Origin of the sequence: Rhodococcus sp. DMU2021 (assembly GCF_019641445.1) — a bacterium.
In the GTDB taxonomy this organism is placed as follows: Bacteria; Actinomycetota; Actinomycetes; order Mycobacteriales; family Mycobacteriaceae; genus Rhodococcus; species Rhodococcus pyridinivorans.
The window spans coordinates 57349-82800 of record NZ_JAIFKB010000020.1 but is presented as its reverse complement, the minus strand read 5'-3'; the positions used below and the strand labels follow the sequence as shown (position 1 = coordinate 82800).

Genomic DNA, 25452 nt, shown 5'->3' with positions numbered 1-25452 from the left:
ACGACATCGACCCCGTCGACGATCAACTGCGCATCGCGGGGCAGACGCAGGGCGGTGTGCAGCACCGCCCGATCCTCGGTGACGTTGATGTGCGCACCCGAGAGCATCGCCTCCCGAGCAGCGGCCACACCCGTCTGCTCCGCCAGCTGGAGGAGCAGTTCGAGAGTGCGACCGGTGAGACGTTGTTTGCTGAAGTCGACCACCAGATCCCCGGCGTGCGAGGTCAACGCCTGCGCGCGCTGCGGTTCGATCGCGAACAGCTCCCGCAGGGACACCGCGGCGATCTCGTCGCGATGGGCATCGAGGGCTCGCCAGGCCTCCGTGGTCGTCACATCCTGTGTTTCCGTATCCATGTTTCTGCCAACGCCTTTCGTCACGCCAGTGCGCGCAGGCGCGGGGCGAGGTCGCGCTCGAACAACTCCAGGAACCGCTTCTGATCATGACCCGGCGCGTGGAACACCAGATGATTCAACCCCGCATCGACATACGCCCTGACCTGCTCGACCGCCTCGTCCGGATCCGACGCCACGATCCACCGCTTGGCGACCTGCTCGATCGGCAACGCATCCGCCGCCGCCTCCATCTCCATCGGATCATCGATCGAATGCTTCTGCTCCGGCGTGAGCGACAGCGGTGCCCAGAAGCGGGTGTTCTCCAACGCCTTGTCCGGATCGGTGTCGTACGAGATCTTGATCTCGATCATCTTGTCGATCCCCGCGACATCCCGCTCCGCCTTCTCCGCCCCCTCGGCGACGGCCGGCAACAGCTTGTCGGTGTAGAGCTCCATGCCCTTGCCGGAGGTGCAGATGAACCCGTCCCCCGCGCGTCCGGCATAGCGAGCCACGACCGGGCCGCCGGCGGCGACGTAGACCGGGATGCCGCCTTCGGGCACGTCGTAGATCGACGCCCCCTTGGTGGTGTAGTACTCGCCCTCGAAATCGACCCGGTCTCCGCGCCACAGCTCACGCATCAACCGCACCGATTCGCGCAGCCGGGCGAAGCGTTCCTTGAACTCCGGCCACTGGCCGGCGTAGCCGGTGGCGATCTCGTTGAGTGCTTCGCCGGTGCCGACCCCGAGGAAGATCCGTCCCGGATACAGACACCCCATCGTCGCGAAGGCCTGCGCGATCACCGCCGGGTTGTACCGGAACGTCGGCGTGAGCACACTCGTGCCCAGCTGCAACCTTTCGGTGCGCTCCCCCACAGCGGTCATCCACGCCAACGAGAACGGCGCATGCCCACCGTTGTGCCGCCACGGCTGGAAATGATCCGACACCGTCGCCGAATCCATCCCGTGCGCCTCGGCCAACACACCCAACTCCACCAGCTCGCGCGGCCCGAACTGCTCTGCCGACGCCTTGTATCCCAACTTCAGCATTACCGTGCAACCTCCGAACAACGTGGTGCCAGCGAAACGATCACGCACTATCGCGCAAATCCTGCACGAAATCATGCACACTGAGCGCAGACAGTGTCAATATCCACGCAAAGGTGTGTCGCCCGTGCGTTATGGTCGTGCACCGACCCCCGACCACGGCGTCCGAGTACCCAGAAATTCGAGTGCCCAGAGCCCTAGGAGCAATCGTGTCAGCGACCGCACGGCGACGTGAAATCTTCCACCGAATCCTCGCCGACGGATATGTCGATGCGAAGACCCTCTCGGCCGATCTCGGCGTCGACGCGTCCACGATCCGTCGCGACCTCGATTCGCTCGCCCGTGAAGGGAAGGTCGAGCGCACGCACGGGGGCGCCCGAGCGGTCGAGGGCGCGGGCCTCGAGGTGCCGTACGCCCTCAAGAAGGACGTACGCCGTGAGGAGAAGGTGGCGATCGCGGCGGTAGCGGCCGCCATGGTGTCCGACGGCGACAGCGTGGTGCTCGACAGTGGATCCACAACCTACGAGGTAGCGGTCGCACTGCGACACAAGGCGTCACTGACGGTCCTCACCAATGACCTGCGTATCGCGAAATACGTTGCGGCATTTCCCGATGTCCGGCTTCTCGTGTCCGGAGGCGAGCTCCTCGGCTCGGTCTACACCCTGGTCGGCGACCATGCCGTGCAGTTCCTCTCGGACTACTCGGCCGACTGGGCGTTCCTCGGTGCCGACGCCGTGCACCCCACTGCCGGCATCACCAACACCAACACGCTGGAGATCCCGATCAAGCGGGCGATGATCCGGTCGGCCGAGAAGACGATCGTCGTGGCGGATCGTTCGAAGTTCGGAGAGCGCGCGCTCGCCCGGGTCGCGAGCCTCGACGAGGTCTCGTGCATCGTCACCGACGGCGGCCTCGACGAGGAGAAGCGGGCAGCCTACGGCGACCGACTCGTGATCGCTTCGAACTCTTGACATACAATCATTCGGTTGTACATTTGGGATGTGAGCGGAGACGACGAGGACCGGGCCGATGCCCTGTTCCACGCGCTCTCCGACCGGACCCGACGAGACATCATGCGACGCGTCCTGGCGGGGGAGCACTCGGTGTCCGCTCTCGCAGCGAACTACGACATGTCCTTCGCCGCAGTACAGAAACACGTCGCCGTGCTGGAGAAGGCCGGTCTGCTCGTGAAGCGACGCAGCGGTCGCGAGCAGTTGGCCAGTGGTGACGTGGCGGCAGTGCGGTCGGTGGCGTCCATGCTCACCGAGATGGAGCAGCTCTGGCGCGGTCGCATCGCGCGCATCGACGAACTCATCGCATCCGAATCCTCCGAGGAAGGCTGAGAAATGCCTGTAACCGACGTCCGGCACGACTCCGACCAGCCGACCCTGACCATCACCGCGGAGTTCGCCGCCCCGGTGTCCCGTATCTGGCAGGTCTACGCCGATCCCCGTCAGCTGGAGAAGATCTGGGGACCCCCGACCTTCCCCGCGACGGTGGTCGACCACAATCCGAAGCCCGGCACCCGTACCACCTACTTCATGACCGGCCCCGATGGTGAGAAGTACGCCGGCTACTGGGATATCACGACCGTCGACGAACCGACGGGCTTCTCGTTCCTGGACGGCTTCGCGGAGCCGGACTTCACCCCGAAACCGGAACTACCCGTCTCACGGTGCGTCTACAGTTTCGAGGAGTTCGAGGGCGGCACGCGCGCAACCTATGTCAGCACCTACGAGAGCGCCGAAGCGCTCCAGCAGGTTCTGGACATGGGCGTGGTCGAGGGCGCCTCGTCCGCCATCAACCAGATCGACGCATTGGTAGCGGAGCAGTAGCACCGAGCCGAACCCCGGTCCGTGCGGAGAAGAAGTACACCTCGTCGGGTTTCGGGATCACGTGGATCTCGGAACCCGACGAGACGGGCACATGCCGATCCCACCGGACGACGATCCTGTCGGCATCTCCGTCCACGGTGTCCTTCGGCACCGCGTACACGAACGACTCGGCACCGAGTTCCTCGACCAGGACCGTCCGTAGCGACCAGGAGTCGGATCGCCACGCCCCCACGGTCGTCCACGATTCCGGACGGACCCCGATCACCACGCGATCGGAATCCACCGAACGCGGAACGCGGATTCGCAGCGCTCCGAGTTCGGCGTACCCGTCGTGTACAGCTGCCTCGACGAGGTTCATCCCCGGCGACCCCACGAACCCGGCGACGAAGGTGTTCACCGGCTCGTCGTACAACTTCCGAGGCGACGCGACCTGCTGAAGGCGGCCGTTCTCCAGGACGGCGACACGATCTCCCATCGTCATCGCCTCGACCTGGTCGTGGGTCACGTACACGGTGGTGGTGCCGAGCGACCGCTGCAACTCGGCGATCTGCGCGCGGGTGCTGACCCGCAGTTTCGCATCGAGATTCGAAAGCGGCTCGTCCATGCAGAACACTGCCGGGTGACGGACGATCGCGCGCCCCATCGCGACACGCTGACGCTGACCACCCGACAGCTTTCCGGGCTTGCGGTCCAGCAGTGATTCCAGTTCGAGCATCCGGGCGGCTTCGAGCACTCGGGCCGTGCGCTCGTCCTTCTTCATCCCCGCGTTCTGCAGAGCGAAAGCCATGTTCTCCGCCACGGTCATGTTCGGGTAGAGCGCATAGTTCTGGAAAACCATCGCGACGTCACGGGCCTTCGGTGGCAGTCCTGTGACGTCACGACCACCGATCTCCACGCGCCCGGAGTCGACCGCCTCGAGACCGGCGAGCATGCGCAGGCTCGTCGACTTGCCGCATCCCGAGGGCCCGACGAGGACGAGGAATTCCCCGTCCTCGATGTCGAGGTCCAGTCGGTCCACGGCAGGACGATCGGCACCGGGATACCGATGGGTGACGTTGCGGAAGGCGATGGCAGCCAATGGTGTTCCTTCTACTTCAGGTTGGGGGTGATCTGCCTGTCGACGACCGCCTGCAGCTGCTGCTGCACGTCGGCGAAGGTCGTTGCGACGTCGGCGTTCTGCAGTGCGATCCGTTCCAGGCCGGTCCCGATGATCTGATCGCCACCGGGGACGAACACCCGGGCGTAGTCCTGGGAGCGCGTGACGGCCAGCTGGTCGACCGCGGTCCGTGCGTTGGGGTTGTCCTCGAGGTACTCCTTCATGGCGGGGTTGTCCACCGCGGACTTCCGGACCGGCATGTAACCGATGTTCTGTGAGAAGTACGCGGTGTTGTCTCCGTTGGTGACGAACTCGACGAACTTCAGGGCATTGCGCTTGCGTTCGTCGGAGATACCGGACGGAATCGCCAGACCCGCACCACCGGTGGGGCATCCCGCGACGCCTTCGGGAGCCGGCAGGAAGGCCGTCCCGAATTCGAAGGACGCGTTCTGCGTGATACCCGACAGGTCTCCCGTGGACGCGATCGTGGAGGCGATGAGACCGGCGGAGAAGTCGTTCGCGATATCGGTCGTCACCGCGGCGTACTTCTTGTCGTGGATCATGCGCTTCAGGAATTCACCTGCCGCAATCGTCTTCTCGTCGGTGAACTTCAGGTCCCATCCGTCGGAATAGGCACCACCGAAGGTCCAGATCGGGCCCTCGAAGGTCCATCCGAGGTAATCCTTGGCGTTGCCCCAGCCGTGCGCGAGCCTGCCGTCGCCGACCACCCCCTGGATGCGGGGACCCCACTCGTCGAACTCCTCCCAGGTGTCGGGTCCGCGATCGGGAAGTCCGGCCTGCTGCCACACCTGCTTGTTGTAGTAGAACAGCGGAGTCGACCGCGCGTACGGAAGAGCGAAGTGACTTCCCTCGTAGAGATAGTCCGCGAGCAGGGAATCGACGTAGTCGCCGGTGTCCACTCCCACCTCGCGGAACAGATCGTCGAGCGGGGTGATCGCACCGGTGATCGCATAGTTGAACCACCACACGTCCGACAGCACGACCACGTCGGGCAGGTCGCCGCCGGAGAGCGCGGCGTTGAACTTCTGTGAGACCTCCTCGTAGTTCTTGCCACCGTCGATGAGATCGACCGTGATGCCCGGGTTCGCGTCCTGGAACCGCCGGATCAGCTCCTTCTCCACGTCCTGGGATTTGCCGGGGTGGTTGGACCAGAAGCTGATCCGCGATGCATCGCCGGATACCGATCCCGTTCCCGAAGTCTGGGACGAGCCACCGCCCGTCCCTGCACATGCGGTCAGCGCAGCGCTCGCAGCCACGAGACCGGTCAGCCCGAGGAAACGACGCCTGTCGATGTTCCTGATGTCCATTCCCAGCTCCCTGAGGATTCAGCCCTTGACCGCACCGGAGGTGAGGCCCTTGATCATGTGCTTTTGCAGCACAAGGAAAATCACGAGAATCGGCAGCATCGCGAGCACGGTGCCGGCCATGACCGGACCCCAGTTCGTGACACCGTCGTTGTTCTGGAGTTGTGTCAGCCCGATCGGTAACGGCGCAACGGATGCGTCGTCGGCCATCAGGAACGGCCATAGATACTCGTTCCACTCGTTCACGACGGTGATGAGCGCGAACGCGACCATGGTCGGGCCGGATACGGGGAGGACCACGCGCCACAGCAGCCGGAACGGGCCCGCTCCGTCCATCCGTGCGGCTTCGATGATCTCGGCCGGAATGGACAGGAAATGGTTGCGCATGAGGAACGTTCCGAAGGCCACGCCTGCCAACGGCACGATGATGCCCTGGAAGGTGTTGCGCCAACCCCAGTCCGCGACGAGCGCATAATTGGAGATGACGGTGATCTGGTTCGGCACCATCAGCGCGGCGATGATGCCGAGGAAGACGATGTTCTTGCCGGGGAACCGCAGGAACACGAGACCGAACGCACTGAACACTCCGAGGGCGAACTTCACCGTCGCCAGTATCGTCGTGATGACGATCGAGTTGCGCAGGAACAACCCGAACGGCACAGATTCGGTTGCCTCCGTGTAGTTCTGCGGATGGAAGACGCTCGGCCACCAGGTCACCGGCAGCGTGTAGATGTCGGGCCGCTCCTTGAACGATGTCACGACAATCCAGTACAAGGGCAGAGCCACCACCAGCAGCACGAGCACCATGGCGACATAGGCCAAAGCCGTGACGGCGCGCTCTCGTCTTCGGTGCGAACGCGTTTCGTCCGCGGGTGCGACCAGGTGCACGACAGACTTCTCCGCGACAGCGGTCACGAGTGACCTCCTCGGTCCATGATGCGCACCTGATAAACGGTCACCGCGAGCAGTACCAGGAACATGATGGTGGCAACGGTGGCGCCGTAGCCGGCACGGAAGTTGCGGAACGACTCGTCGTAGATCTGGTAGACCATCGTGGTCGTGCCGGTCCCCAACGGACCCCCACGAGTCATGACGTTGATGATGTCGAAGACCTGGAACGAATTGAGCAGCACGGTGATCGACAGGAAGTAGGTGGTGGGCCGCAATTGCGGAAGGACGACGCGCCGGAAGCTCGTTCCCCGGGAGGCACCGTCGATGGCGGCGGCTTCGCTCAACTCGGGCCGGAGTCCCTGCAGTGCAGCGAGATAGATGACGAATGTGTAGCCGAGATTCTTCCACATGTACGTCAGGGTCACCATCACCAACGCCCAGTTGGAGTCCTGGTAGAAGTCCGGCGTCGGAATTCCCACCCGGGTCAGGACGTCCTGCACCAGACCGAAGTTCGGATCGAAGACGAACTGGAAGGCGATTCCGACGGCCGCACCGGAGATGACGAACGGCGCGAACAGCGCCGACCGGACGAGATTGCGTCCATGGAGCCTACGGTCCAGAAGCAGTGCGAGCCCGAGTCCCAGTGCCATCGAACCGGCAACGGTCGCCACGGTGAACACGATCGTGTTGCCGACGATTTCCCAACTGTCGGGACGCGTGAACCATTCTCGGTAGTTGGCGAGTCCGACGAAGGTCGAGTTCGGGCTCGCGATGTTCCACTCGAAGAAGGAGAGCCGGATGTTGTCGGCGAGAGGCCGGTAGGTGAACAGGATCAACAGCGCGAGATTGGGCCCGACCAATGCCGCGAAGAGCGCGTAATCGCGCCACGGGCGGTGGCGGAGGCCGCGTTCGTGTTGCGGCAGGGTTCGTTCCGGACTCGGTGACACCGGAGCAGTGTGTGCCGACAGAACGAACCATGGGTTACGAAAGGGCGACGCCCCCTGCTATTCCGGACGAACGTTACGAACCGGAAGCAGGGGGCGTCGGAGATGTGCGTCGGTGTCAGAGATTCCAGTCGCCGAGACCGTCCCAGCCGTTGAGGGTTCCACCGGCCGTGTTCTGCACGATCACCGGATCGCCCTTCTTGGCGTTCTCGTAGAACCACTTGCCGTCCTCGGTGCTCACGTTGAGGCAGCCGTGGCTGACGTTGGTGTTGCCCTGCGCGCCGACCGACCACGGTGCGGCGTGGAGGAAGATGCCGCTGTTGGACATCCGCGTCGCGTACTCGACGTAGGTGCGATATCCCTCGGGGCTGTCGACGGGCACCCCGTAGGTCGACGAGTCCATGTACATGTCGCGGTACTTCTCACCGACGATGTACGTGCCGTTCGGGGTGTCGTGGCCGGGCTTGCCGAAGGACGTCGGCATGGTGCGGACGACCTCGCCGTTGCGGGTGACGGTGATGGTCTTGGTGTTGTTGTCGGCGACCGTCACCAGAGCGTCACCGATGGTGAACGACGACTGAGTGTCGCCGGCCTTCACGGTCACCGCGGTGTTCGCGGGCCAGAACTCGAACGGCTTCCAGCGGACCTGCGTGTTCGACGCCCAGTAGAAGTGCCCGTCGACGGGCGGCTGCGTGGTGATGCGGATGGCGCGTTCGGCGGCTGCACGATCTCCGACGGCCTCGTTGAAGCGGATGATGATCGGCTGCGCGACACCCACCGTCTCCCCGTTCGACGGGTTGACGGACGGAGCGGAGAACGGGGCGGCCGGCTCGGGAGCGAGCTGGGGCGGAAGCTGCGGCGGCGTCACCCCGGGCGGCGTGAGCCCTTCGATCAGCTCTTGGACACTCGGCACCTCGGGCCCACCGGGCCACAGCGGTGCCGCGCTCGCAGGACCGGCGGTGGCCAGTGCCACGGCGGCTGCGCCCACGAGTGCAGCACCGATCCGCGCAGATCGGCGGCCCGTGCGGCGACCGTTCGACAAAGCTCGCTTTTCGAACATTCCACAACCCATCGTTCAGCGGTGCGCCGCGCCTTACTTCCCCTGCGCGGCGTGCTCGTACCCATTCATTAGACACAGGACGGTTACGGACGGGCAATTCGAATGCGGACGGTCTCGGTGTTTTCCCAGCTCAGCGGACCGAGTGGTCTATTACGAATGCGGACGGCCACGGCGCGGGTGAACGGATATCACCCGCGCCGCAGACCCGCGGTCACACCATTTCCGGGACGTCGAGGTGGGCGATGACGAGCTCGAACTCACCGGTATCGAGCACCCTGGCGCCTGCTGCCCGAGTCACCTCGGAGCGGATGTCGTCGACATGTGCTCTGGTGCGGTCCATCGCCTCGGCACTGTCGAACGTCAACGAGGTCACCCCGCGACCACCGGCACGGTCGAGCATCAGGCTGGCGCTGCAGAAACCCTCGAGTTCCTCCATCCGCGGCAGCGCGGCCATCTTCCACATGTCCACACCGCGATCCACCTGCGCGGGATCGATGTCGACCCAGGTGACACTGCAGCAGGACCCACGGGTCGAGTGGTGATCGCGGTGCATGACGGCGATCTCCCAGTTGGCCACGTCCGTGGTGGCATGGAACATCCGGGCCGCCTCGTCCCGGAGCATGCGGGCCATGCCTTCGCTGGAGCGCAACACGTCCTCGTCCCGCCAGGAGCTGGTGGCGATGCATCGGCCCGAGCCGCGGTCGATCAGCAGGGACAGCCCCAGGCAACCGTTCATGTCCGCCAGGGCAGGCATCACGATGTCGCGTACGTGCTTGATCCCGGCGTCGATGTACGACGGATGCGCATGAATTGTGGTGGAGCGTGCAAACACGATCGGCACCCCTCTCCTCAGGGCGGCGCCGACGCGGCGCCGCCGGTCGTTTCGGCGCGACCCCCCACCCGAAACCACCCGTGTTCACACTGCTCCCCTACTCGGCCGTAGGCAATAGACGGACAGCGTGCGTCTGTCATCCTCGAAGGGTGGCGGCCTCGAACGGCATCGACCGTATCGGTCCCGGAGACCTGATCGAACTCGTCTCGGACGTGGGACGGGTACCCATGAATGTCGGTGCTGCGATCTTCTTCGCCGGTGAGAACCTGACGAACCCCACGACACTGATGACCGTGCTCGCCGAACGCCTCGTCCGGATTCGACGCCTGCGGCAATGCCTGATCGAGCCGGCCTTCGGACTCGGGCGTCCCTACTGGCTCGACGACGCCCACTTCGACATCGATGCCCACTTCTCCCAGTTGCGGTGCCCCGGTCCCCGCCACAGGGACGCCGCACTGACGCTCGCCGCGGACGCCCTTACCCGGCCGCTGCCCCGATCGCAGCCGTTGTGGCGCGCGCTGCTCGTCACCGACATCGCGGACCCGAACGGGCACACGGCGTTGGTGATGGTGCTGCACCACGTCCTGGCCGACGGGATCGGTGGTCTGTCGATCCTGGCGCATCTCGTCGACGGCACGGACAGCACACCGCCCATGCCCGAACAGCGCGCTTCAACGCAACCAACCAGACGAGAGTTGTTCTACGACAATGCAATCGGTCACTTGCGGGCGCTCCGCCGGGCACCGCGAGCCGTCGCACGTCTTCCTGCAGCATGGACAGAACTCGGGAGGGGCGCCGGCGGACGTGCCCCGCGGTGTTCGTTGAACGCGCCCATCGGGTCTCGTCTGGCGCTCGAGACCGTCGAGGTGGATCTGGACACGCTCCGTCGGGCGGGACGGCAGTGGGACGCAACGATCAACGATGTGCTGCTGGTCGCCGTCGGGGGCGCCCTCGCCACCATCCTGCACAAGCGCGGCGAGTTCCCGTCCGAGCTGATGATCTCGGTGCCGGTCTCCGCCCGCACCGCTGCCACGGGTGGGCAACTGGGCAATCGCGTCGGCGTCATGCCCGTCCGGGTACCGCTGGACGGGACCCCGGAGCACCGGTCGGTATCCGTCTCCCGCACGACCCGACTGCAGAAGGCGAACGTGCGGGGCCTGTCTGCCGAACTACTGGGTCCGGTCTTCCGCGCCCTTGCGGCCGTCGGGGCGTTCCGCCGGTTCGTGGACCGGCAGCGCCGGGTCAACTCGTTCCTGTCCGACCTGCCGGGACCGTCGTCGACGCTCACCGTTGCAGGAGTGCCTGTCGCGTCGATGGTGCCGATGATCGTCACCACGGGCAACGTCGCGGTCGCTTTCGCGGCCCTGTCCTATGCCGGCACGCTGACCGTGGCGGTCGTCGTCGACCCCGATCTCGTCCCCGAACACCGTGACCTCACGGAGGCCCTGCGCGAACAGTTCCGCTCGATCGTCGCCTCCGCACAGTGACTGCCGGCCGCTCCGATATGGCGGTCGGGAACCGAGGAGCGGAGTACCTTGCTGTGCATGTCGGAGGAGATCGCCGAGATCCGTACCCTCGCCGATGCCCGGAAGGTGTTGGCATCGCAACCGTTCAGCGTCCTGATCGGAGCCCGTCTGACCGAGTACGAGCGCGGCCGGGCAGTCCTGGAAATACCGCTCAGGGAGGAACTGCTCCAGCAGTTCGGCTTCGCGCACGGAGGTGTTCTGGCCTACGCGGCCGACAATGCGCTCACGTTCGCCGCAGGCACGGCCCTCGGGCCGTCGATCGTGACGACCGGCATGAGCCTCGACTACCTGCGGCCCGCCGGGGGCGTACTCCTACGCGCGGTCGCCACGATCGTCAGCACCAGTCGCAGGCAGGCACTGTGTCGTTGCGAGATCTACGCCGTCACCGAGGACGGGACGGAGAAGATGTGTGCGGCGGCGCAGGGCAGTGCTCGCCTGATCGATCTGAATCGTTGAGCGGGACAATCTGTTCCACCCTCCGTTCAGAGACCGAAGATCCTCGCCAGTCGCGCATCGGAGTCGTACAGGGCGTCGGTGTCGAAAGTGGATGCGGAGCTGAGCACCTCGTTCGCCCCGGTGGAGACGAGCAGTTTTTCGAGCCCTTCGGCCACCTGATCCTCGGTGCCGGCCAGCGAACCCTTCGCGGTCTCGTCGACGATGCGGCGGCGCCGCTCGGTCATCGGCTGCCGGCGGATCTCCTCGATCGGGGACAGCGGCGGGAACGCCCCCTCTTCGCGTGAGACGGCCATCGCCCAGGCCTCCGGAAGCTGCAGCTCCCGAGCCTCGGCTTCGGTGTCGGCGATGAGGATGTCCAGGCCGACGACAACATAGGGCTCAGCGCCGGGTGTGGCCGGGCGGAAGTCGGCGCGATAACGGTCGAACGGTTCCGATCCCTGCCGCAGAAGCGGTCCGGCGACGACGACGGGCAGGCCCAGACGCGCCGCCAGCCGCATACCCTGCCCGGTGCCGAGGACGAAGATCGGAGGCGGCTCGGACAGTCGAGGACGCACCGTCACTTCGGCGGTGCCGTGCAGATAACCGCGCAGTTCCTCGATGTCGGCGGCGAAGTCGTCCGCGTCGGCCTTGTGGGTCCGCAGCGCATCGCGCACAGGCGCGGTGAATCCGAGGGAACGACCGACACCCAGATCGATCCGTCCGGGGTGCATCGCTTCGAGCATCGCGAACTGTTCGGCGACGACGATCGGTTGATGGTTGGGCAGCATGACGCCGCCGGATCCCACCCGGATCCGGCTCGTCCGCTCCGCGATCGTGCCGATGAGCAGCGGTGGAGCTCCCGACGCGATGCCTGGGACGGCGTGGTGCTCGGCCACCCAGAAGCGGTGGTAGCCGGCCGCCTCGGCGAGTTCGGCGCGACGCAGGGTCTGCTGCAATGCGGCAGCGTCCCGCTGCCCCTCCCGGGTCCGGGAGCGGTCCAGCAACGACAACGCCACCTGCACGGTCGTCTCAACACCGCGACCGTCCCGGATCTTCCCTGCAGGTCAGGGATCTTCGGGACCCCAAGGGCGTCCGGCTGCGATCCAGTCCCCGTGGAAGTGGAGTTGCCCGTGCTCCGAGGCCTTCTGCGCCGCGGCGACACCGTGTGCATCGGCGAGGTACAGCAGGAGATCGGCGATCGCGTCTCCGACCGCGACGACCTGGTCGCGGGCAACACCCGCTCGGATCGCCATCTCGGCGAGTACGCGCCCGGTACCGATCGCCCCTGTCACCGCGGCCGGTCGTTGCGGGTGGTCGCCGTGCAGCGACGACACGGGACGACTCCGTGTTCACCCAGCTCCGCCAGGTACAGCGCGTCGCTCCACGGCACGTGCGGAAAGCGGTCGAGTCGGGCACGGGAGAGCGGCACCCCGCACAGGGTCTGATTGGTGCCGGGCGTCCATGCGTGGGTGTCGCCGGACGGGTAGCGGATCCCGTCGGTATTGATCCATCGGCCCGACGCAGCGACCGCCGGGTGGGAGTGCTGAGCCATGGGTCCGGGTTCCCGCCACCGGACGGGATTACTCGATCCGCGACGCTGCGAGCATCTCCTCGATCGAGACGAACTTCAGGCGCGAGCGTCCCGCCGCCGATCCGCGGGCCTTCTCCTGCTTGTCGATCTGCAGCCAGCCCCGGTAATCGATGTGCTCCGGACGCCGCTCGGCCACCAGCGCCGCCAACTTCTCCCGATCGGCGACCGGCTCGGGCAGCTTGCCCTCGACGAAATCGTCGAGGATCTTCTCGACCGTTTCGGCAGAGCACTGCTTGTTGGTGCCGATCACGCCGCTGGGACCACGCTTGATCCAACCGGCGGTGTAGACACCGGGCACCGGTGCTCCGGCCTCGGCGTCGATCACCCGGCCGCCCTCGTTCGGGATGACCCCGCGCCGCTCGTCGAAGGGCAGACCGGCCGGCGCGGTGCCGCGGTAACCGATCGAACGCAGCACCAATCCCGCCTCGAGGATTTCGGTCTGTCCGGTCGGGCGGGCCTCGAGACGGCCGTCGACCTCGACCAGTTCGTTGCGCTCGAGGGTGATCGATTCGACAACACCGTCGCCGGAGATCTCCACCGGCGAGGCGAGATAGCGCAGCACGACCCGCTTGTTGCCCTCGGTGGGAGTGCGCTGCGCGAAGCCCTCGACCTGCCGCACCTTGAGCGTCAGGCGGGGTTCTACCTCCGGATCGTCGATCAGCGCGCGGCTGACCGGGTCGAGTTCGACCTCGACCGGGTCGACGACCACATCGACACCGGGCAGCGAGCCGAGCGCGAGCAGCTCCGGGTTGGTGTAGGCGGCCTGCGCCGGGCCGCGCCGGCCCACGACCACGACCTCGCGGATGTTCGACTTCCGCAGCGCCTCGAGCGCGTGCTCGGCGATGTCGGTGCGCGCGAGCTCGTCGGGGTCCATCACCAGGGCTCGCGCGACGTCCAGGGCGACGTTGCCGTTGCCGATGATCACCGCGCGTTCGGCCGACAGATCGAAGGTGTGGTCGGCGAAATCAGGGTGTCCGTTGTACCAGGCGACGAACTCGGTCGCGGCGCGGCTGCCCACGAGGTCCTCTCCCGGGATGCCCAGCGTGCGGTCGCCCGCGGCACCGACGGCGTAGATCACGGCGTGATGGTGCGCGAGCAGTTCCTCGTGGGTGATGTGGGTGCCGACCTCGACGTTGAAATAGCACTGGGTGTTCTTGTGGCCGATGGCGCTGCGGAAGAGGTCGCCGACTCCCTTGGTGCTCTGATGATCGGGGGCCACACCGGCACGCACGAGCCCGTAGGGGGTGGGCAGGCGGTCGAAGATGTCGACCTGCACCGCCGAGTGCGTCACCAGATCCATCGCGGCATAGCACGCCGCAGGACCCGAGCCGACGATCGCCACCCGCAGCGTGCCCAGCTCGGCGGGCAGCTTGCGGCGCGTGCGCAGCTCGGGCCAGTTCGGTCCGATCGGGTAGCGACGGTAGTACTCGGCGTTGATCTCGAGATACGGCTCCTGCGCCGGCGTGAGTTCGTTGTCGGCGGCGATCGCATCCACCGGGCACTCGTCGACACAGGCCCCGCAGTCGATGCACGTGTCGGGATCGATGTAGAGCATCTCCGTGGTCGCGAAGGGTGCTTCGTCGGGTGTCGGGTGGATGCAGTTGACCGGGCAGACCTCGACACACGAGGCGTCGTTGCAGCACGCCTGGGTGATTACATAAGCCACAGTTGTACCTGCCTACAGTGCCGATTCCGGACAACGAACGGGCCTCAGACTAGTACACGTTCCAGTTTCGGTCGAGAACCACGTTCTCGAAACGAGATCATCGAATTTCCGGCTGTCGAGGTGCCTCAGATGTCCGTTTCGGCGCTCGATTCGATGCGGAAACCGATTTTGAGAGTGACCTGCGTGTGGGCCACCCGGCCGTCGTCGATGTGGCCCCGGATGTTGACCGTCTCGAACCACTCGAGATGCCGCGTGGTCTCCGCTGCTCGCGCCACCGCTTTCGCGATCGCGTCGTCGACTCCCGTCGTCGACGATCCGACGACCTCGATCACCCGGTAGACATGGCTCATGGCTGAACTCCTCGAATCGACGATGCTCCGATTCGGATCGTCCCGCCCTCGAGGGACCCCCGTCCCCGGAACCACGAAAATGACAGAAAGATTCAGGCACGACGCGCGAGCGACCGGGCGAGTTCGCCCAGCCGCGCCAGACGCAGGTCCCCGAGCGGGATCGCGCCGGCACCGAGCCGGTTGGTGACGAAGGCGAGCGACAGACCGGTGTCGAGATCGGCGTACGCCCCCGAGCCACCCACTCCGTAGTGCCCGAGCGCACCACGCGGACGCTGGATGCTCGCGAAGATGGGCTGGTGGTAGCCGAGCCGCCACGCCATCGGCACACCGAGCACGTAGTCCCGGCTGCGCACCCGCACGCGCGACATCTCGTCGATCGTGGTGGCGTCGAGGAACTTCACGCCGTCGATCGTCCCGCCGGCGGCTATCGCCCCGTACATACGCGCGAGCGAGCGGGCGGTGAACACACCGTTCCAGCCCGGCATCACCGAGTCGTGCACGGCCGGGTCGCCGACGAGCCTGTCGAAGCCGTCGGGCATCGCGGCCTCGGCGAGACCGCGGGTCGGTTCGAGTCGCGACAGGACCGCGGCGCTCGCACCCCAGTGCAGGCCGACCGGGGCGAGCCGTGGGAAGAGCTTCGCGATACGGCCCCGTTCGTCATGAGGCACGCGGTACCAGAAATCGGGATCGCCGAGGGGCCGGGCGATCTCCTGCTCCACGACCTCCACGAAGGGCAGACCGGTCACCCGCTGCACGAGTTCGGCGACGAGCCATCCGTAGGTGACGGCGTGGTAGCCCGAGCCGCGTCGCCGCCGTCGATCCGGTGCCGCCTGCTCGAGTGCCGCGACGGTCGTCTCGTAGTCGAGGATCCCGCGCGTCCCCGGAACCAGACCGCGCACCCGGTGCAGGCCGGATCGGTGGGTCATGACGTCCGCGACGGTGATGTCATCTTTGCCGTTCGCGGCGAACTCCGGCCAGTACTGCGCAACGGGCGCGAAGTAGTCGATCACTCCGCGCTCGGCCAGACGGTGCACGACGGTCGACGCCACGCCCTTGCCGGTCGAGAACGACAACGCCATGGTGTCGCGGCTCCACCGCTTGTCGGGGGCCGACCAGCCGGACCAGATGTCGAGGACCTTCTCACCGTGGAGATAGGCGGTGAGTGCGCCGCCGCCGTCCCGGGGCCGCTTGTACAGCGAGAAGAACGCGTCGGCCAGCCGCAGGAATCGCGCATCGACGACCATCTCGGTCGGCGCCGCCGGGCCCGGCCGGGCGTCGATCCGCCCCGGGACGTGCACCGGTGCGAACGACGCTGTCGCCCCGGCAGGTTCGAAGACTGCTCCGGTCGTCATCGCGACACCTCCATCGGCATGTGCGACAGGCTACGACGACACGGAACGTAAAGGAAGGGTTTACGTACAGTCTGTCTGTCGAGGATCCCGGCGAGACGCGTCGAATCTACGGCAGGGGCGACGGCGGCGTCTGCGCGCCAGGAGTGAAGTACCGGAAGTCGCCCAGCACGACACACCCGCGTGCGGCCTCGAGTTCGAACGCGGCCGCCGCCGTGCCCTCGCACAACACCGGATCGTCGGCGTCGCCCACATAGGCCTGCGACTGCGGACCCGCGGCGACGACCGCCGTGCCCGGACTTTCGAGCACACCGAGCGCCAGGGCCTCCTCCCCCACGCCGATCGCGAACAGCCGTCCCGACGTGCTTTCCCCGGCGCCGACACCGCCGTCGAATCCGGCGGCCACCACCTGTGCGGCACTGCGGGCATCGGCGAATCCCACGCCCCGCTCGGCATAGCTCCACGCCTCGGCGGTGCCGTCGGTGGACGCACCGCACGCTTCGCCACCGTCGATCTGCACGATCTCGGCCGGGGCACCCGGCGGTGCCGTGCACGTCGTGGCCGCGGACGCGGTCTGAGGAATGAGGAAACCGACCCCGATGGCGGCAGCGATTACTGCCCCGACGCCGAGAACCCGACCGGACGCCCACGAGCGAATCACGACATCGACCCTTCCGAACCTCGAGTGACTGTTCTCTCGGACAGTTTATGGACTCGCACCTCGGGAGGACTCATACTCGAGGTCACGACAGGGACGCGATTCCCCGAACGTTCCGGTTCACGTGTCCTTTGCCCGGTCGGTGTCGCGGGATGGTTGGACGCGCTTCGGCTCCCCCGGCATCTTCGGGTGATTCGGCGGATACGGCAGGTCGCCGATACCGTTCGCCTCGTCCCGTTCGGCCATCTCGAGCAGAACGTCCAGCGAGTGCGCATGCGCATCGAGATCCGCCATCGGATCGCCGCGCTTCGCCAGCAGATCCGGCACCGTGGCGATCGTGAAGTCGTCAGGTTCGGCGTCGACCAGCTCGTCCCAGGTCAGCGGAGTCGAGACGGTCGCGATCGGGGTGCGACGGACCGAGTAGGCCGAGGCGATCGTCTTGTCGCGCGCGTTCTGGTTGTAGTCGAGGAAGAGCCGCTCTCCGCGCTCCTCCTTCCACCACGCCGTCGTCGCCCGCCCGTCGCTGCGCCGCTCGATCTCACGCATGAGCGCGATCCCCGCACGACGGACTCCGACGAAATCCCATTCGGGCACGATCCGCAGATAGATGTGGAGTCCCCGCCCACCGGACGTCTTGGGATATCCGGCGAGTCCCAGTTCGTCGAGAAGCGGGCGCACGACCTCCAGCGCCACGGCCCGCGCGTCGCCGAAATCGGTTCCCGGTTGCGGGTCGAGGTCGATGCGCAATTCGTCGGGACGGTCGGTGTCGCCGCAGCGCACCGGCCACGGATGGAAGGTCACGCACCCGAGATTGGCCGCCCACACCACGTCGGCAGCCGAACACACACGCAGCGCATCGGCGGTACGCCCCGACGGGAACGTGATCTCGCAGGTCGCCACGTGGTCGGGTCGCTTGACCGGTGCCCGCTTCTGATAGATCTCCTCCCCCTCGATGCCGTCGGGAAAGCGCTGCAGATGCGTCGGCCGATCGCGCAGAGCCGTCAGGATCGGTGCGTCGAACTCGGTGGCGACCCTGCGGTAGTACTCCACGAGGTGCCGCTTCGTGCCACCCGCGGCGCCGAGCTGCGGGAAGTAGATCTTGTCGGGGTTCGACAACCGCACGGGCGTGCCGTCGACGTCCAACTCCTCCGCGGGCGAACGCTTCGTGGCCATGTCAGTCCTCCGTCCGGTCGAGCACATCCGACAGGTCGTAGCGCACCGGCACCTCCAGCTGGTCGAACGTGCAGCTCTCGGGGTCACGGTCGGGACGCCACCGCAGGAACTTCGCTGCGTGCCGGAACCGCATCCCCGCTCCCGACACACCTTCCATCTGGTCGTACGCGACCTCCACGACACGTTCGGGACGCAACGGCACCCAGCTGCGGTCCACCGCCGAACGCCACCGCGTCGGTTCACCCTGCTCGACGACGTCGTCCCCGAGTCGCAGCGGTTGCAGTTCGGCGAGCAGTTCCTCGCGCCGCTCCCGCGTGAACGCCGAGGCTCCGCCGACCATCGCGAGTTCGCCGTCGTGATAGAGCCCGAGCAGCAACGACCCGATGCCCTCGACGCTCTTGTGCATGCGGTAGCCCATGAGGACGCAGTCGGCGGTGCGGGCATGTTTGAGCTTGAGCATCTCCCGCTTGTCGGGCACATAGAGCCCGTCGAGTCGCTTGGCGATCACGCCGTCGAGGCCGGCCCCTTCGAACTCCTCGAACCAGCGGCGGGCGGTATCGGTGTCGGTCGTGGCCACCGTGACATGACAGCTCTTACCCCCGCCGATCTCGGACCGCAGCCGCGCGCGCCGCTCCGCGAACGGGGTCTCCATGAGATTCTCGTCGGCGAGAGCGAGCAGATCGAAACCGACGAACACGGCCGGTGTCTGCTCGGCGAGCATCGTGACCCGGCTGGCGGCCGGATGGATCCGCTCGGACAGCGCCTGCCAGTCGAGTCGGGTGCGGCCGTCGTGTTCGCGCGGGACGACGATCTCCCCGTCGACCACGCACCTGCGGGGCAGTTCGGCGCGCGCGGCGTCGGCGAGTTCCGGGAAGTAGCGCACGAGGTCCTTGCCTCCGCGCGAGCCGAGAACCACCTCGTCACCGTCGCGGAAGACGATCGCCCGGAACCCGTCCCATTTGGGTTCGTAGGACCACTCGTCGGGACCGTCTTCGGGTTGGGAGGGGACGGTGGAGGAGACCTTGGCGAGCATCGGGGCGAGCGGCGGCACCACAGGCAGGTCCATGCGGCACATCGTTCCACCCTGTACGGGTACCGGCAGCACTTCCGTAGGCTCTTCGACCATGAACATTCTCCGAGGGGCGGCCGGTGCCGCGATGGCGTTGGCGGCAGCAGGGGTGCTCGGAGGATGCGCGACCCAGGTCGAAGGGCAGGCCGTGCCCGCCGCGAACGCCCTGGACACGTCCACGGCGCCGTCCTTCTCCCTACCCACCACGACCCCGTCGGCGTCGTCGTCGACCGAGTTGAGCGTCGACGTCGCAGCCGGCGAATGCGTCGCGCTCGGCGGCACGGTCGACGACGCGACCATCGACTACGCGGTGTGCGGCAGCCCGAGCTCGAATTACAAGGTCGTCGACGTCGTCGATGCCAGTGCCATGTGCCCCGGCGACATCGACCAGACCTACTACGAGTCCTTCGGCGGCATCGAGGTCGGCGCGTTGTGTCTCGACATCGACTGGGTGGTGGGCGACTGCATCGACCTCGGCGGCGAGGATCCGCAGCGCATCGACTGCGGTGAGCCCGCGGTCCAGGGCGAGGAGGTCACCGAGATCCTGCTCGACACCTCCGACGTGAACGACTGCTCCACGTCCGAGGGGGGGTTCGTGTACCGGGAACGCAACTTCGTGGTTTGCACCGACACCATCTGAGGTTCTCTCCTTGTGCGGATGCCCGTCGCGGCCGCGACGGAGCATGTCGGTGCCTCCCGCAACAATGCGTTCGACAGATCATCATCCGACGGACGCGAGGACGGAACATGACGCACTGGCCGGACAGACCGATCTGCGCGTTCGATCTCGAGACCACCGACCGGGATCCCCGCAACGCCCGCATCGTCACGGCATGCGTCGCGACCTTCGACGGCGATCGCATCGACACACGCTCGTGGCTGCTCGACCCGGGTATCGCGATACCCGAGGAGACCACCGCGATCCACGGCATCACCACCGCCCACGCCCGCGCCGAAGGACTCGACTATCTCGAGGGATACAAGCAGATCCGGCAGGCCGTGAGCGACGCGTGGGCGCGCGGCCACATCGTCGTCGCATTCAACGCCAGCTACGACCTGACGGTCCTCGACGCCGAAGGACGCCGGCTCGGCCTGACGGGGCTCGACATCGGCACGGTCGTCGACCCGTACGTCATCGACCGGGAGATGGACCGCAGCCGGCCCGGCAGGCGCACACTGCAGGCGGTGTGCGAGGCGTACGGGGTGTCGCTGCCGAATCCGCACGAGGCCGAGGCCGACGCGCTCGCCGCCGGCCACCTGACCCGCGCGCTCGTGGCGAGATTCCCCGAGCTCGCCGAACTCGACATCATGGCCGATCAGGCCGCCTGGCACGCCGAACGGCAACGCAGCTTTGCCGAGTACCTGCGCGGGCTGGGTCGCGAGGTCGTCGACGTCGACGACAGCTGGCCCGTCCGGCTCCCCACGCCGGTGGGTACCGATGTCCTCGAGCGTCCCGCGACCGAGACCAGGTTCCGACGCGCGCTGAGCGCGATCCGCGGGTTCTTCCGGCGACTGCGCCGCCGCTGATCAGGAGTGCGGTCGATCAGGGCAGCAGTCCCTGCCGCCGCGCCTCGACGACCGCCGCGTGCCGACTGCGCACATCGAGTTTGTCCATGGCGTTACGCAGATAGGTCTTCACCGTCTCCACGCGCAGCGACAACCTGTCGGCGATCTCCGCGTTGCGGCAGCCCAGCGCCACATGACTCAGCACGTCGTGCTCGCGCGCGGTCAGATGCGTCCGCGGCTGCGACGCACCGTCGCGCGCCCGGGCCAGTGTCTCCTCGACGTTCCGCACCTGTTCCCTGATCACCGGGTCGTCGGTGCGCGCCGCGATCGCCCGCAGCGCCACGAGGCTTTCCGTCAGCGCTTCGGAGACGGCGGCAGGCACGGTGGCGCCGTGCGCGGCCCGCGTGTTCCCGATCAGCGACACGCGGCGATCGACCTCGTCGCGGATCTCGATCTCCCGCGCGAGCTCCGCGGCCGACCGCACGACCTTCTCCGCTACGACGTCGCCGATGGGCCGGTTGACCCTCAGCCCGCCGTAGATCGCCGCCCGGGTGCGTCCGCGCACCACGACCGGCACGGCGAGCAACGACTCGATTCCCTCCCCGGCGACCTGCCGGTCGTAGTGGTGGGTGATGTGCGGGGAGGTGAAGTAGTCGGCGACCGCGCCGGGTCGTTGTTCGACGACCACCCGACCGCCGAGTCCACGTTCGGCGGCGATCACCAGATTGCGCAGGGCACGACCGCGGGTTCCGACGAATCCGGACAGGACGACGTCCGAGCCCTGCACCGCGCCACCGAAGAGCACCGGTAGTTCCGTCGTCGCCTCGAGGTCGCGCAGCGTGGCGCGGAGGGTGTCGAGATCGTCGGGACGCAACACATCCGGCACGGCGACATCCATCGATTGCTCCTGCTCTTCCCTCCGAACACCCACTTTCGAGGGTAGAGGGGCCAGTTCCACGATTTGTAACCTGCACATCGCCCGGTGTTGCAACGATCACAGAAGACGCCGGAATCCGAGTAGGCCACCCCGGAGGTATCCGTGTCCATCGCCCCCGTCCGTCCCGGCTCGACCGGAGCCGCGAACTACAGCCAGATGAGCCCGCTGCGCTTCCTCGAACGGTCCGCGGCGGTGTTCCCGGATCGCACCGCGATCATCCACGGCGACCGCACGTACACCTACGCCGAGTTCGCCGACGAGGCGCAGCGGCTCGCGCGCGTGCTGCGCAGCCGTATCGAGCCGGGCGACAAGATCGCGTACCTGACTCCGAACGTGCCCGAGATGCTCATCGCGCATTTCGCGGTTCCGCTCGCGGGCGGTGTGCTGGTCGCGCTGAACTCGCGCCTGGCCGGGCCGGAACTCGAGTACATCCTCGACCACTCCGAGACGAAGCTGCTGTTCGTCGACTCCGAACTGCTCGGATCGGTCGCGAACGTCCGCGACAACGTTCCGGGCGTCGCCGAGATCATCGAGGTCCCCGACTCCACCGTGCCCGCTCCCGAGGTACCCGCCGGGGTGGCCACCGCCCGGTACGACGAGTTCCTCGCGCAGGCCGACTCGCTCGATGCGACGCCGCTGCCGTGGAGCGTCGACGACGAGCTCGGCGTCATCACCCTCAACTACACCTCGGGCACGACAGGCAAACCCAAGGGCGTGATGTACACCCATCGCGGCGCGTACCTGAACTCGCTGGGCGAGACCTTCCACAACAGCTTCGACGGGCAGAGCAAGTATCTGTGGACACTGCCGATGTTCCACTGCAACGGCTGGTGTACGCCCTGGGCGGTGACCGCTGCGGCGGGCACCCACATCTGCCTGCGGGCGGTGCGGGCCGACGCGATCTGGGATGCCATCGACAACCTCGGTGTCACCAACCTGTGCGGTGCGCCCGCGGTGTGCTCGACCATCGCGAACGCCGAGCAGGCTCATCCACTCGACCGTCCGTTGCGGATCACCACGGCCGGCGCGCCGCCGTCGCCGACGGTGATCGCCCAGCTCGAACAGATCGGCATCACGGTTGTCCACGTCTACGGACTCACCGAGGTGTACGGCCCGTACACGATCTGCGAGTACCAGGACAGCTGGGACGACAAGCCGGCCGACGAACGCGCCGCGCTGCTCTCCCGTCAGGGTGTGGGCATGCTGCAGGCCGAGACCGCGCGGGTCGTCGACGAGGACATGAACGACGTGCCCGCCGACGGCGAGACCATGGGCGAGATCGTGCTGCGCGGCAACAACGTCATGCTCGGCTACTACAAGGACCCGGACGCGACCGAGGAGGCCTTCCGCGGCGGCTGGTTCCACACCGGCGACCTCGGCGTGATGTACCCGGACGGATACATCCAGCTCAAGGACCGCGCGAAGGACATCATCATCTCCGGCGGCGAGAACATCTCGACCGTGGAGGTCGAGCAGGCGATCGTCAGCCACCCGGCGGTGCTCGACGTCGCGGTCGTCGGCGTTCCGGACGAGAAGTGGGGTGAGCGTCCCAAGGCGTTCGTGATCCTGAAGAAGGGCGAATCGGTCACGGCCGAGGAGATCATCGACTACACGCGCACGCTGCTCGCCGGGTACAAGGTGCCGCGCGACATCGTCTTCCCGCTGGAGCTGCCCCGCACCTCGACCGGCAAGATCCTGAAGTTCGAGCTGCGATCGGCCGAAGCCGCCGAGGGGTGAGCCGACCCCTCACGACTGCATTGGATACTCGACGCCATGACATCCGGTACCGGTAACAGCACCCGTCGCCTCGATTCGACGGGCCCCGATCCCGCCCAGTTCCGGGTGCATGTCGTCACGCAGGCGATCCGTTTGTTCTCCGAGTTCGGCTACGAGTCGACCACCGTCGAGCAGATCGCCGCGGCCGCAGGGGTGTCGCGGCGGACCTTCTTCCGGCAGTTCCGGTCGAAGGAGGACGTGATCTTCGCCGATCACGAGTCGCTGCTCGAGCAGGTCGCCGAGTACCTCTCGCAGGATTTCGACGATCCGTGGGCGGCGGCCTGCGAGGGGGCCAAGCTCGTCTTCGGGCACTTCCGGGACCGGCGCGAGCTGGCGGTGTGGCGGTATCGGGTGGTGCAGCGGGTGCCGGCGCTGCGGGAGCGCGAACTCGTCACCACCTACCGCTACGAGCGGTTGTTCACCGACTTCCTGCGCGCCGCCGTCCCGACGGAGAAGCCGGTGCGCACCGTCAGCTTCGCGGCGGCGATGACCGCCACGCACAATTTCGTGTTGCGCGCGATGATCCGCGGCGACGAGACCGCCACTGCCGAACGCCTCGAGCAGGAGCTGCTCGAGCTCCGCCGCACGTACGGGGTGGTTCCGGTGCCCGAAGGCGCGACGAACGGGAAGGTCGCGCCGGCTCCGCCGGCGGTCGCGGTGGTGACCTATCCGGCCCACCTGACACCGGCCGAGATCGCCGAGCAGGTTCGGCTCCAACTCGAAGGCGCACAGCAGCGCCGTTGACCTGGCACTGAGTGCCGTGGTTACAATCGACTCATTCCGTCACGTCGCGAACCCTCGCCCCGATATCGTCGAGGGAGCTACGTTCGCAAATCTGGCACCGCGTGCCGTTAGGAGTCCGCCGTCATGGCCCTCAATCCCGACTTCGATCTGTTCAAGCTCTCCGAGGAGCACGACGCGCTGCGCGAGGCCATCCGCGCGCTCGCCGAGAAGGAGATCGCGCCCTACGCCAAGGACGTCGACGAGAACTCCCGCTTCCCGCAGGAAGCCCTCGACGCCCTCAACAAGTCGGGCTTCAACGCCATCCACGTGCCCGAGCAGTTCGAAGGCCAGGGCGCCGACTCGATCGCCGCCTGCATCGTCATCGAAGAGGTCGCCCGAGTATGCGGCTCCTCCTCGCTGATCCCCGCCGTCAACAAGCTCGGCACCATGGGCCTGATCCTCCGCGGCTCCGACGAACTCAAGGCCAAGGTCCTCCCCGACATCGTCAACGGCGCGATGGCCTCCTACGCGCTGTCCGAGCGCGAAGCCGGCTCCGACGCCGCCTCCATGCGCACCCGCGCCAAGGCCGACGGCGACGACTGGATCCTCAACGGCTCCAAGTGCTGGATCACCAACGGTGGTAAGTCCACCTGGTACACCGTCATGGCCGTCACCGACCCCGAGAAGGGCGCCAACGGCATCTCCTCCTTCATGGTCCACAAGGACGACGAGGGCTTCGTCGTCGGACCGAAGGAGAAGAAGCTCGGCATCAAGGGCTCCCCCACCGCCGAGCTGTACTTCGAGAACTGCCGCATCCCCGGCGACCGCATCGTCGGCGAGCCGGGCACCGGCTTCAAGACCGCTCTCGCGACCCTCGACCACACCCGCCCCACCATCGGTGCGCAGGCCGTCGGCCTCGCCCAGGGCGCCCTCGACGCGGCGACCGCCTACGTCAAGGACCGCAAGCAGTTCGGCCGCCCGATCTCCGACAACCAGGGTGTGCAGTTCATGCTCGCCGACATGGCGATGAAGGTCGAGGCCGCACGCCTGATGGTCTACACCTCCGCCGCTCGCGCCGAGCGCGGCGAGCCCAACCTCGGCTTCATCTCGGCCGCCGCGAAGTGCTTCGCGTCGGACGTCGCCATGGAGGTCACCACCGACGCCGTGCAGTTGTTCGGTGGCGCCGGCTACACCACCGACTTCCCGGTCGAGCGCATGATGCGCGACGCGAAGATCACGCAGATCTACGAGGGCACCAACCAGATCCAACGCGTCGTCATGTCGCGCGCGCTGCTGCGCTGACACCGGTCGCGTAGGTTACCCCCGGAACATCGA

Annotated in this window: 27 protein-coding genes and 1 pseudogene; 10 read left to right on the top strand and 18 right to left on the bottom strand. The window is 66.9% G+C overall.

Features of this window, described 5'->3' with window-relative positions; translation table 11 throughout:
* A pseudogene (locus K3M35_RS22260) lies at nucleotides 1-332 on the bottom strand (glucose-6-phosphate isomerase); the annotation flags it as partial.
* Nucleotides 333-373: 41 nt separating this feature from the next.
* A complete protein-coding gene (gene fgd, locus K3M35_RS22255; protein WP_138844654.1) occupies nucleotides 374-1378 on the bottom strand; it encodes a glucose-6-phosphate dehydrogenase (coenzyme-F420) in 1005 nt (334 codons plus the stop codon).
* A gap of 206 nt (nucleotides 1379-1584) precedes the next feature.
* Between fgd and K3M35_RS22250 the strand changes: the two genes are divergently transcribed.
* From K3M35_RS22250 to K3M35_RS22240, 3 genes are read left to right on the top strand one after another with little or no spacing between them, the layout of a single operon-like run.
* On the top strand, nucleotides 1585-2346 hold the full coding sequence (locus tag K3M35_RS22250) for a DeoR/GlpR family DNA-binding transcription regulator (protein WP_064060819.1): 762 nt from the start codon (nucleotides 1585-1587) through the stop codon (nucleotides 2344-2346).
* Nucleotides 2347-2376: 30 nt separating this feature from the next.
* Nucleotides 2377-2718, top strand: a complete 342-nt coding sequence (locus tag K3M35_RS22245; RefSeq protein ID WP_006553668.1) for a helix-turn-helix transcriptional regulator — start codon at nucleotides 2377-2379, stop codon at nucleotides 2716-2718.
* Between the two features lie 3 nt (nucleotides 2719-2721).
* Nucleotides 2722-3210, top strand: coding sequence for an SRPBCC domain-containing protein (locus K3M35_RS22240; protein ID WP_217579448.1), 489 nt, complete (start codon nucleotides 2722-2724; stop codon nucleotides 3208-3210).
* Here the strand turns inward: K3M35_RS22240 and K3M35_RS22235 are convergent.
* The 6 genes from K3M35_RS22235 to K3M35_RS22210 all read right to left on the bottom strand — a co-directional run bounded on the left by K3M35_RS22235 (nucleotide 3176) and on the right by K3M35_RS22210 (nucleotide 9367).
* The gene (locus tag K3M35_RS22235; RefSeq protein ID WP_006553670.1) at nucleotides 3176-4288 is read right to left on the bottom strand and encodes an ABC transporter ATP-binding protein; all 1113 of its coding nucleotides are present in this window, start codon (nucleotides 4286-4288) and stop codon (nucleotides 3176-3178) included. The genes K3M35_RS22240 and K3M35_RS22235 overlap by 35 nt on opposite strands.
* Nucleotides 4289-4299: 11 nt before the next feature.
* A complete protein-coding gene (locus tag K3M35_RS22230; RefSeq protein ID WP_082921143.1) occupies nucleotides 4300-5634 on the bottom strand; it encodes an ABC transporter substrate-binding protein in 1335 nt (444 codons plus the stop codon).
* Between the two features lie 18 nt (nucleotides 5635-5652).
* A complete protein-coding gene (locus K3M35_RS22225; protein WP_217579447.1) occupies nucleotides 5653-6546 on the bottom strand; it encodes a carbohydrate ABC transporter permease in 894 nt (297 codons plus the stop codon).
* Entirely contained in the window at nucleotides 6543-7469 is a 927-nt protein-coding gene (locus tag K3M35_RS22220; protein WP_052040160.1) for a carbohydrate ABC transporter permease, read from the bottom strand. Before K3M35_RS22220 ends, K3M35_RS22225 begins: the two co-directional genes overlap by 4 nt.
* A gap of 115 nt (nucleotides 7470-7584) precedes the next feature.
* On the bottom strand, nucleotides 7585-8526 hold the full coding sequence (locus tag K3M35_RS22215; RefSeq protein WP_006553674.1) for an Ig-like domain-containing protein: 942 nt from the start codon (nucleotides 8524-8526) through the stop codon (nucleotides 7585-7587).
* 211 nt (nucleotides 8527-8737) lie between these two features.
* Nucleotides 8738-9367 carry a hypothetical protein gene (locus K3M35_RS22210; RefSeq protein WP_064060821.1) on the bottom strand — a complete coding sequence of 210 codons (630 nt, stop codon included), beginning with the start codon at nucleotides 9365-9367 and terminating at the stop codon, nucleotides 8738-8740.
* A gap of 140 nt (nucleotides 9368-9507) precedes the next feature.
* Here K3M35_RS22210 and K3M35_RS22205 point away from each other — a divergent pair, with 140 nt between their 5' ends.
* Nucleotides 9508-10845 (top strand): wax ester/triacylglycerol synthase domain-containing protein, encoded by a 1338-nt coding sequence (locus K3M35_RS22205; RefSeq protein WP_220666983.1) that lies wholly within the window; start codon nucleotides 9508-9510, stop codon nucleotides 10843-10845.
* A 57-nt stretch (nucleotides 10846-10902) separates the two neighbouring features.
* Nucleotides 10903-11340, top strand: a complete 438-nt coding sequence (locus K3M35_RS22200) for a PaaI family thioesterase (RefSeq protein WP_019290802.1) — start codon at nucleotides 10903-10905, stop codon at nucleotides 11338-11340.
* Between the two features lie 26 nt (nucleotides 11341-11366).
* Here K3M35_RS22200 and K3M35_RS22195 read toward each other — a convergent pair whose 3' ends face one another.
* The 9 genes from K3M35_RS22195 to K3M35_RS22155 all read right to left on the bottom strand — a co-directional run bounded on the left by K3M35_RS22195 (nucleotide 11367) and on the right by K3M35_RS22155 (nucleotide 19172).
* Nucleotides 11367-12335: an MsnO8 family LLM class oxidoreductase gene (locus K3M35_RS22195; protein ID WP_220666982.1), complete on the bottom strand. Its 969-nt coding sequence runs from the start codon at nucleotides 12333-12335 to the stop codon at nucleotides 11367-11369.
* 48 nt (nucleotides 12336-12383) lie between these two features.
* Nucleotides 12384-12653 (bottom strand): hypothetical protein, encoded by a 270-nt coding sequence (locus K3M35_RS22190; RefSeq protein WP_308257104.1) that lies wholly within the window; start codon nucleotides 12651-12653, stop codon nucleotides 12384-12386.
* A complete protein-coding gene (locus K3M35_RS22185; protein ID WP_220666981.1) occupies nucleotides 12608-12871 on the bottom strand; it encodes a hypothetical protein in 264 nt (87 codons plus the stop codon). The genes K3M35_RS22190 and K3M35_RS22185 overlap by 46 nt, the downstream gene beginning before the upstream one ends.
* 28 nt (nucleotides 12872-12899) lie before the next feature.
* Nucleotides 12900-14576: an FAD-dependent oxidoreductase gene (locus K3M35_RS22180; protein ID WP_220666980.1), complete on the bottom strand. Its 1677-nt coding sequence runs from the start codon at nucleotides 14574-14576 to the stop codon at nucleotides 12900-12902.
* A gap of 125 nt (nucleotides 14577-14701) precedes the next feature.
* Nucleotides 14702-14926: a dodecin gene (locus K3M35_RS22175; RefSeq protein ID WP_006553682.1), complete on the bottom strand. Its 225-nt coding sequence runs from the start codon at nucleotides 14924-14926 to the stop codon at nucleotides 14702-14704.
* Between the two features lie 92 nt (nucleotides 14927-15018).
* The gene (locus K3M35_RS22170) at nucleotides 15019-16278 is read right to left on the bottom strand and encodes a serine hydrolase (protein ID WP_006553683.1); all 1260 of its coding nucleotides are present in this window, start codon (nucleotides 16276-16278) and stop codon (nucleotides 15019-15021) included.
* Between the two features lie 106 nt (nucleotides 16279-16384).
* Nucleotides 16385-16936 (bottom strand): DUF6764 family protein, encoded by a 552-nt coding sequence (locus tag K3M35_RS22165; RefSeq protein ID WP_220666979.1) that lies wholly within the window; start codon nucleotides 16934-16936, stop codon nucleotides 16385-16387.
* 117 nt (nucleotides 16937-17053) lie between these two features.
* The gene (locus K3M35_RS22160) at nucleotides 17054-18106 is read right to left on the bottom strand and encodes a DNA polymerase domain-containing protein (RefSeq protein ID WP_039585290.1); all 1053 of its coding nucleotides are present in this window, start codon (nucleotides 18104-18106) and stop codon (nucleotides 17054-17056) included.
* A gap of 1 nt (nucleotide 18107) precedes the next feature.
* Nucleotides 18108-19172 (bottom strand): ATP-dependent DNA ligase, encoded by a 1065-nt coding sequence (locus tag K3M35_RS22155; RefSeq protein WP_006553685.1) that lies wholly within the window; start codon nucleotides 19170-19172, stop codon nucleotides 18108-18110.
* A 58-nt stretch (nucleotides 19173-19230) separates the two neighbouring features.
* Between K3M35_RS22155 and K3M35_RS22150 the strand changes: the two genes are divergently transcribed.
* Nucleotides 19231-19815 carry a hypothetical protein gene (locus tag K3M35_RS22150; protein WP_039585292.1) on the top strand — a complete coding sequence of 195 codons (585 nt, stop codon included), beginning with the start codon at nucleotides 19231-19233 and terminating at the stop codon, nucleotides 19813-19815.
* 107 nt (nucleotides 19816-19922) lie between these two features.
* On the top strand, nucleotides 19923-20702 hold the full coding sequence (locus K3M35_RS22145; protein ID WP_220666978.1) for a 3'-5' exonuclease: 780 nt from the start codon (nucleotides 19923-19925) through the stop codon (nucleotides 20700-20702).
* A 16-nt stretch (nucleotides 20703-20718) separates the two neighbouring features.
* Here K3M35_RS22145 and K3M35_RS22140 read toward each other — a convergent pair whose 3' ends face one another.
* Nucleotides 20719-21579: a LuxR C-terminal-related transcriptional regulator gene (locus tag K3M35_RS22140; protein WP_220666977.1), complete on the bottom strand. Its 861-nt coding sequence runs from the start codon at nucleotides 21577-21579 to the stop codon at nucleotides 20719-20721.
* Nucleotides 21580-21774: 195 nt separating this feature from the next.
* Here K3M35_RS22140 and K3M35_RS22135 point away from each other — a divergent pair, with 195 nt between their 5' ends.
* The 3 genes from K3M35_RS22135 (at nucleotide 21775) to K3M35_RS22125 (ending at nucleotide 25419) form a co-directional block, all read left to right on the top strand.
* Nucleotides 21775-23355: an acyl--CoA ligase family protein gene (locus K3M35_RS22135; protein WP_232238145.1), complete on the top strand. Its 1581-nt coding sequence runs from the start codon at nucleotides 21775-21777 to the stop codon at nucleotides 23353-23355.
* Between the two features lie 36 nt (nucleotides 23356-23391).
* Complete coding sequence (locus tag K3M35_RS22130) at nucleotides 23392-24138, top strand: TetR family transcriptional regulator (protein WP_006553690.1); 747 nt, start codon at nucleotides 23392-23394, stop codon at nucleotides 24136-24138.
* Between the two features lie 123 nt (nucleotides 24139-24261).
* A complete protein-coding gene (locus K3M35_RS22125) occupies nucleotides 24262-25419 on the top strand; it encodes an acyl-CoA dehydrogenase (RefSeq protein WP_006553691.1) in 1158 nt (385 codons plus the stop codon).
* The last annotated feature ends 33 nt before the right edge of the window (nucleotides 25420-25452 follow it).

What these genes read in the sequence shown, in the direction of transcription:
- K3M35_RS22135 (WP_232238145.1), top strand. Translation starts at nt 21,775, where the DNA reads ATGAGCCCGCTGCGCTTCCTCGAACGGTCCGCGGCGGTGTTCCCGGAT.
- K3M35_RS22185 (WP_220666981.1), bottom strand. Translation starts at nt 12,871, where the DNA reads ATGGCTCAGCACTCCCACCCGGCGGTCGCTGCGTCGGGCCGATGGATC.
- K3M35_RS22145 (WP_220666978.1), top strand. Translation starts at nt 19,923, where the DNA reads ATGACGCACTGGCCGGACAGACCGATCTGCGCGTTCGATCTCGAGACC.
- K3M35_RS22200 (WP_019290802.1), top strand. Translation starts at nt 10,903, where the DNA reads ATGTCGGAGGAGATCGCCGAGATCCGTACCCTCGCCGATGCCCGGAAG.
- K3M35_RS22150 (WP_039585292.1), top strand. Translation starts at nt 19,231, where the DNA reads ATGAACATTCTCCGAGGGGCGGCCGGTGCCGCGATGGCGTTGGCGGCA.
- K3M35_RS22175 (WP_006553682.1), bottom strand. Translation starts at nt 14,926, where the DNA reads ATGAGCCATGTCTACCGGGTGATCGAGGTCGTCGGATCGTCGACGACG.
- K3M35_RS22125 (WP_006553691.1), top strand. Translation starts at nt 24,262, where the DNA reads ATGGCCCTCAATCCCGACTTCGATCTGTTCAAGCTCTCCGAGGAGCAC.
- K3M35_RS22240 (WP_217579448.1), top strand. Translation starts at nt 2,722, where the DNA reads ATGCCTGTAACCGACGTCCGGCACGACTCCGACCAGCCGACCCTGACC.
- K3M35_RS22140 (WP_220666977.1), bottom strand. Translation starts at nt 21,579, where the DNA reads ATGGATGTCGCCGTGCCGGATGTGTTGCGTCCCGACGATCTCGACACC.
- K3M35_RS22215 (WP_006553674.1), bottom strand. Translation starts at nt 8,526, where the DNA reads ATGTTCGAAAAGCGAGCTTTGTCGAACGGTCGCCGCACGGGCCGCCGA.
- K3M35_RS22130 (WP_006553690.1), top strand. Translation starts at nt 23,392, where the DNA reads ATGACATCCGGTACCGGTAACAGCACCCGTCGCCTCGATTCGACGGGC.
- K3M35_RS22170 (WP_006553683.1), bottom strand. Translation starts at nt 16,278, where the DNA reads ATGACGACCGGAGCAGTCTTCGAACCTGCCGGGGCGACAGCGTCGTTC.
- K3M35_RS22160 (WP_039585290.1), bottom strand. Translation starts at nt 18,106, where the DNA reads ATGGCCACGAAGCGTTCGCCCGCGGAGGAGTTGGACGTCGACGGCACG.
- K3M35_RS22155 (WP_006553685.1), bottom strand. Translation starts at nt 19,172, where the DNA reads ATGGACCTGCCTGTGGTGCCGCCGCTCGCCCCGATGCTCGCCAAGGTC.
- fgd (WP_138844654.1), bottom strand. Translation starts at nt 1,378, where the DNA reads ATGCTGAAGTTGGGATACAAGGCGTCGGCAGAGCAGTTCGGGCCGCGC.
- K3M35_RS22230 (WP_082921143.1), bottom strand. Translation starts at nt 5,634, where the DNA reads ATGGACATCAGGAACATCGACAGGCGTCGTTTCCTCGGGCTGACCGGT.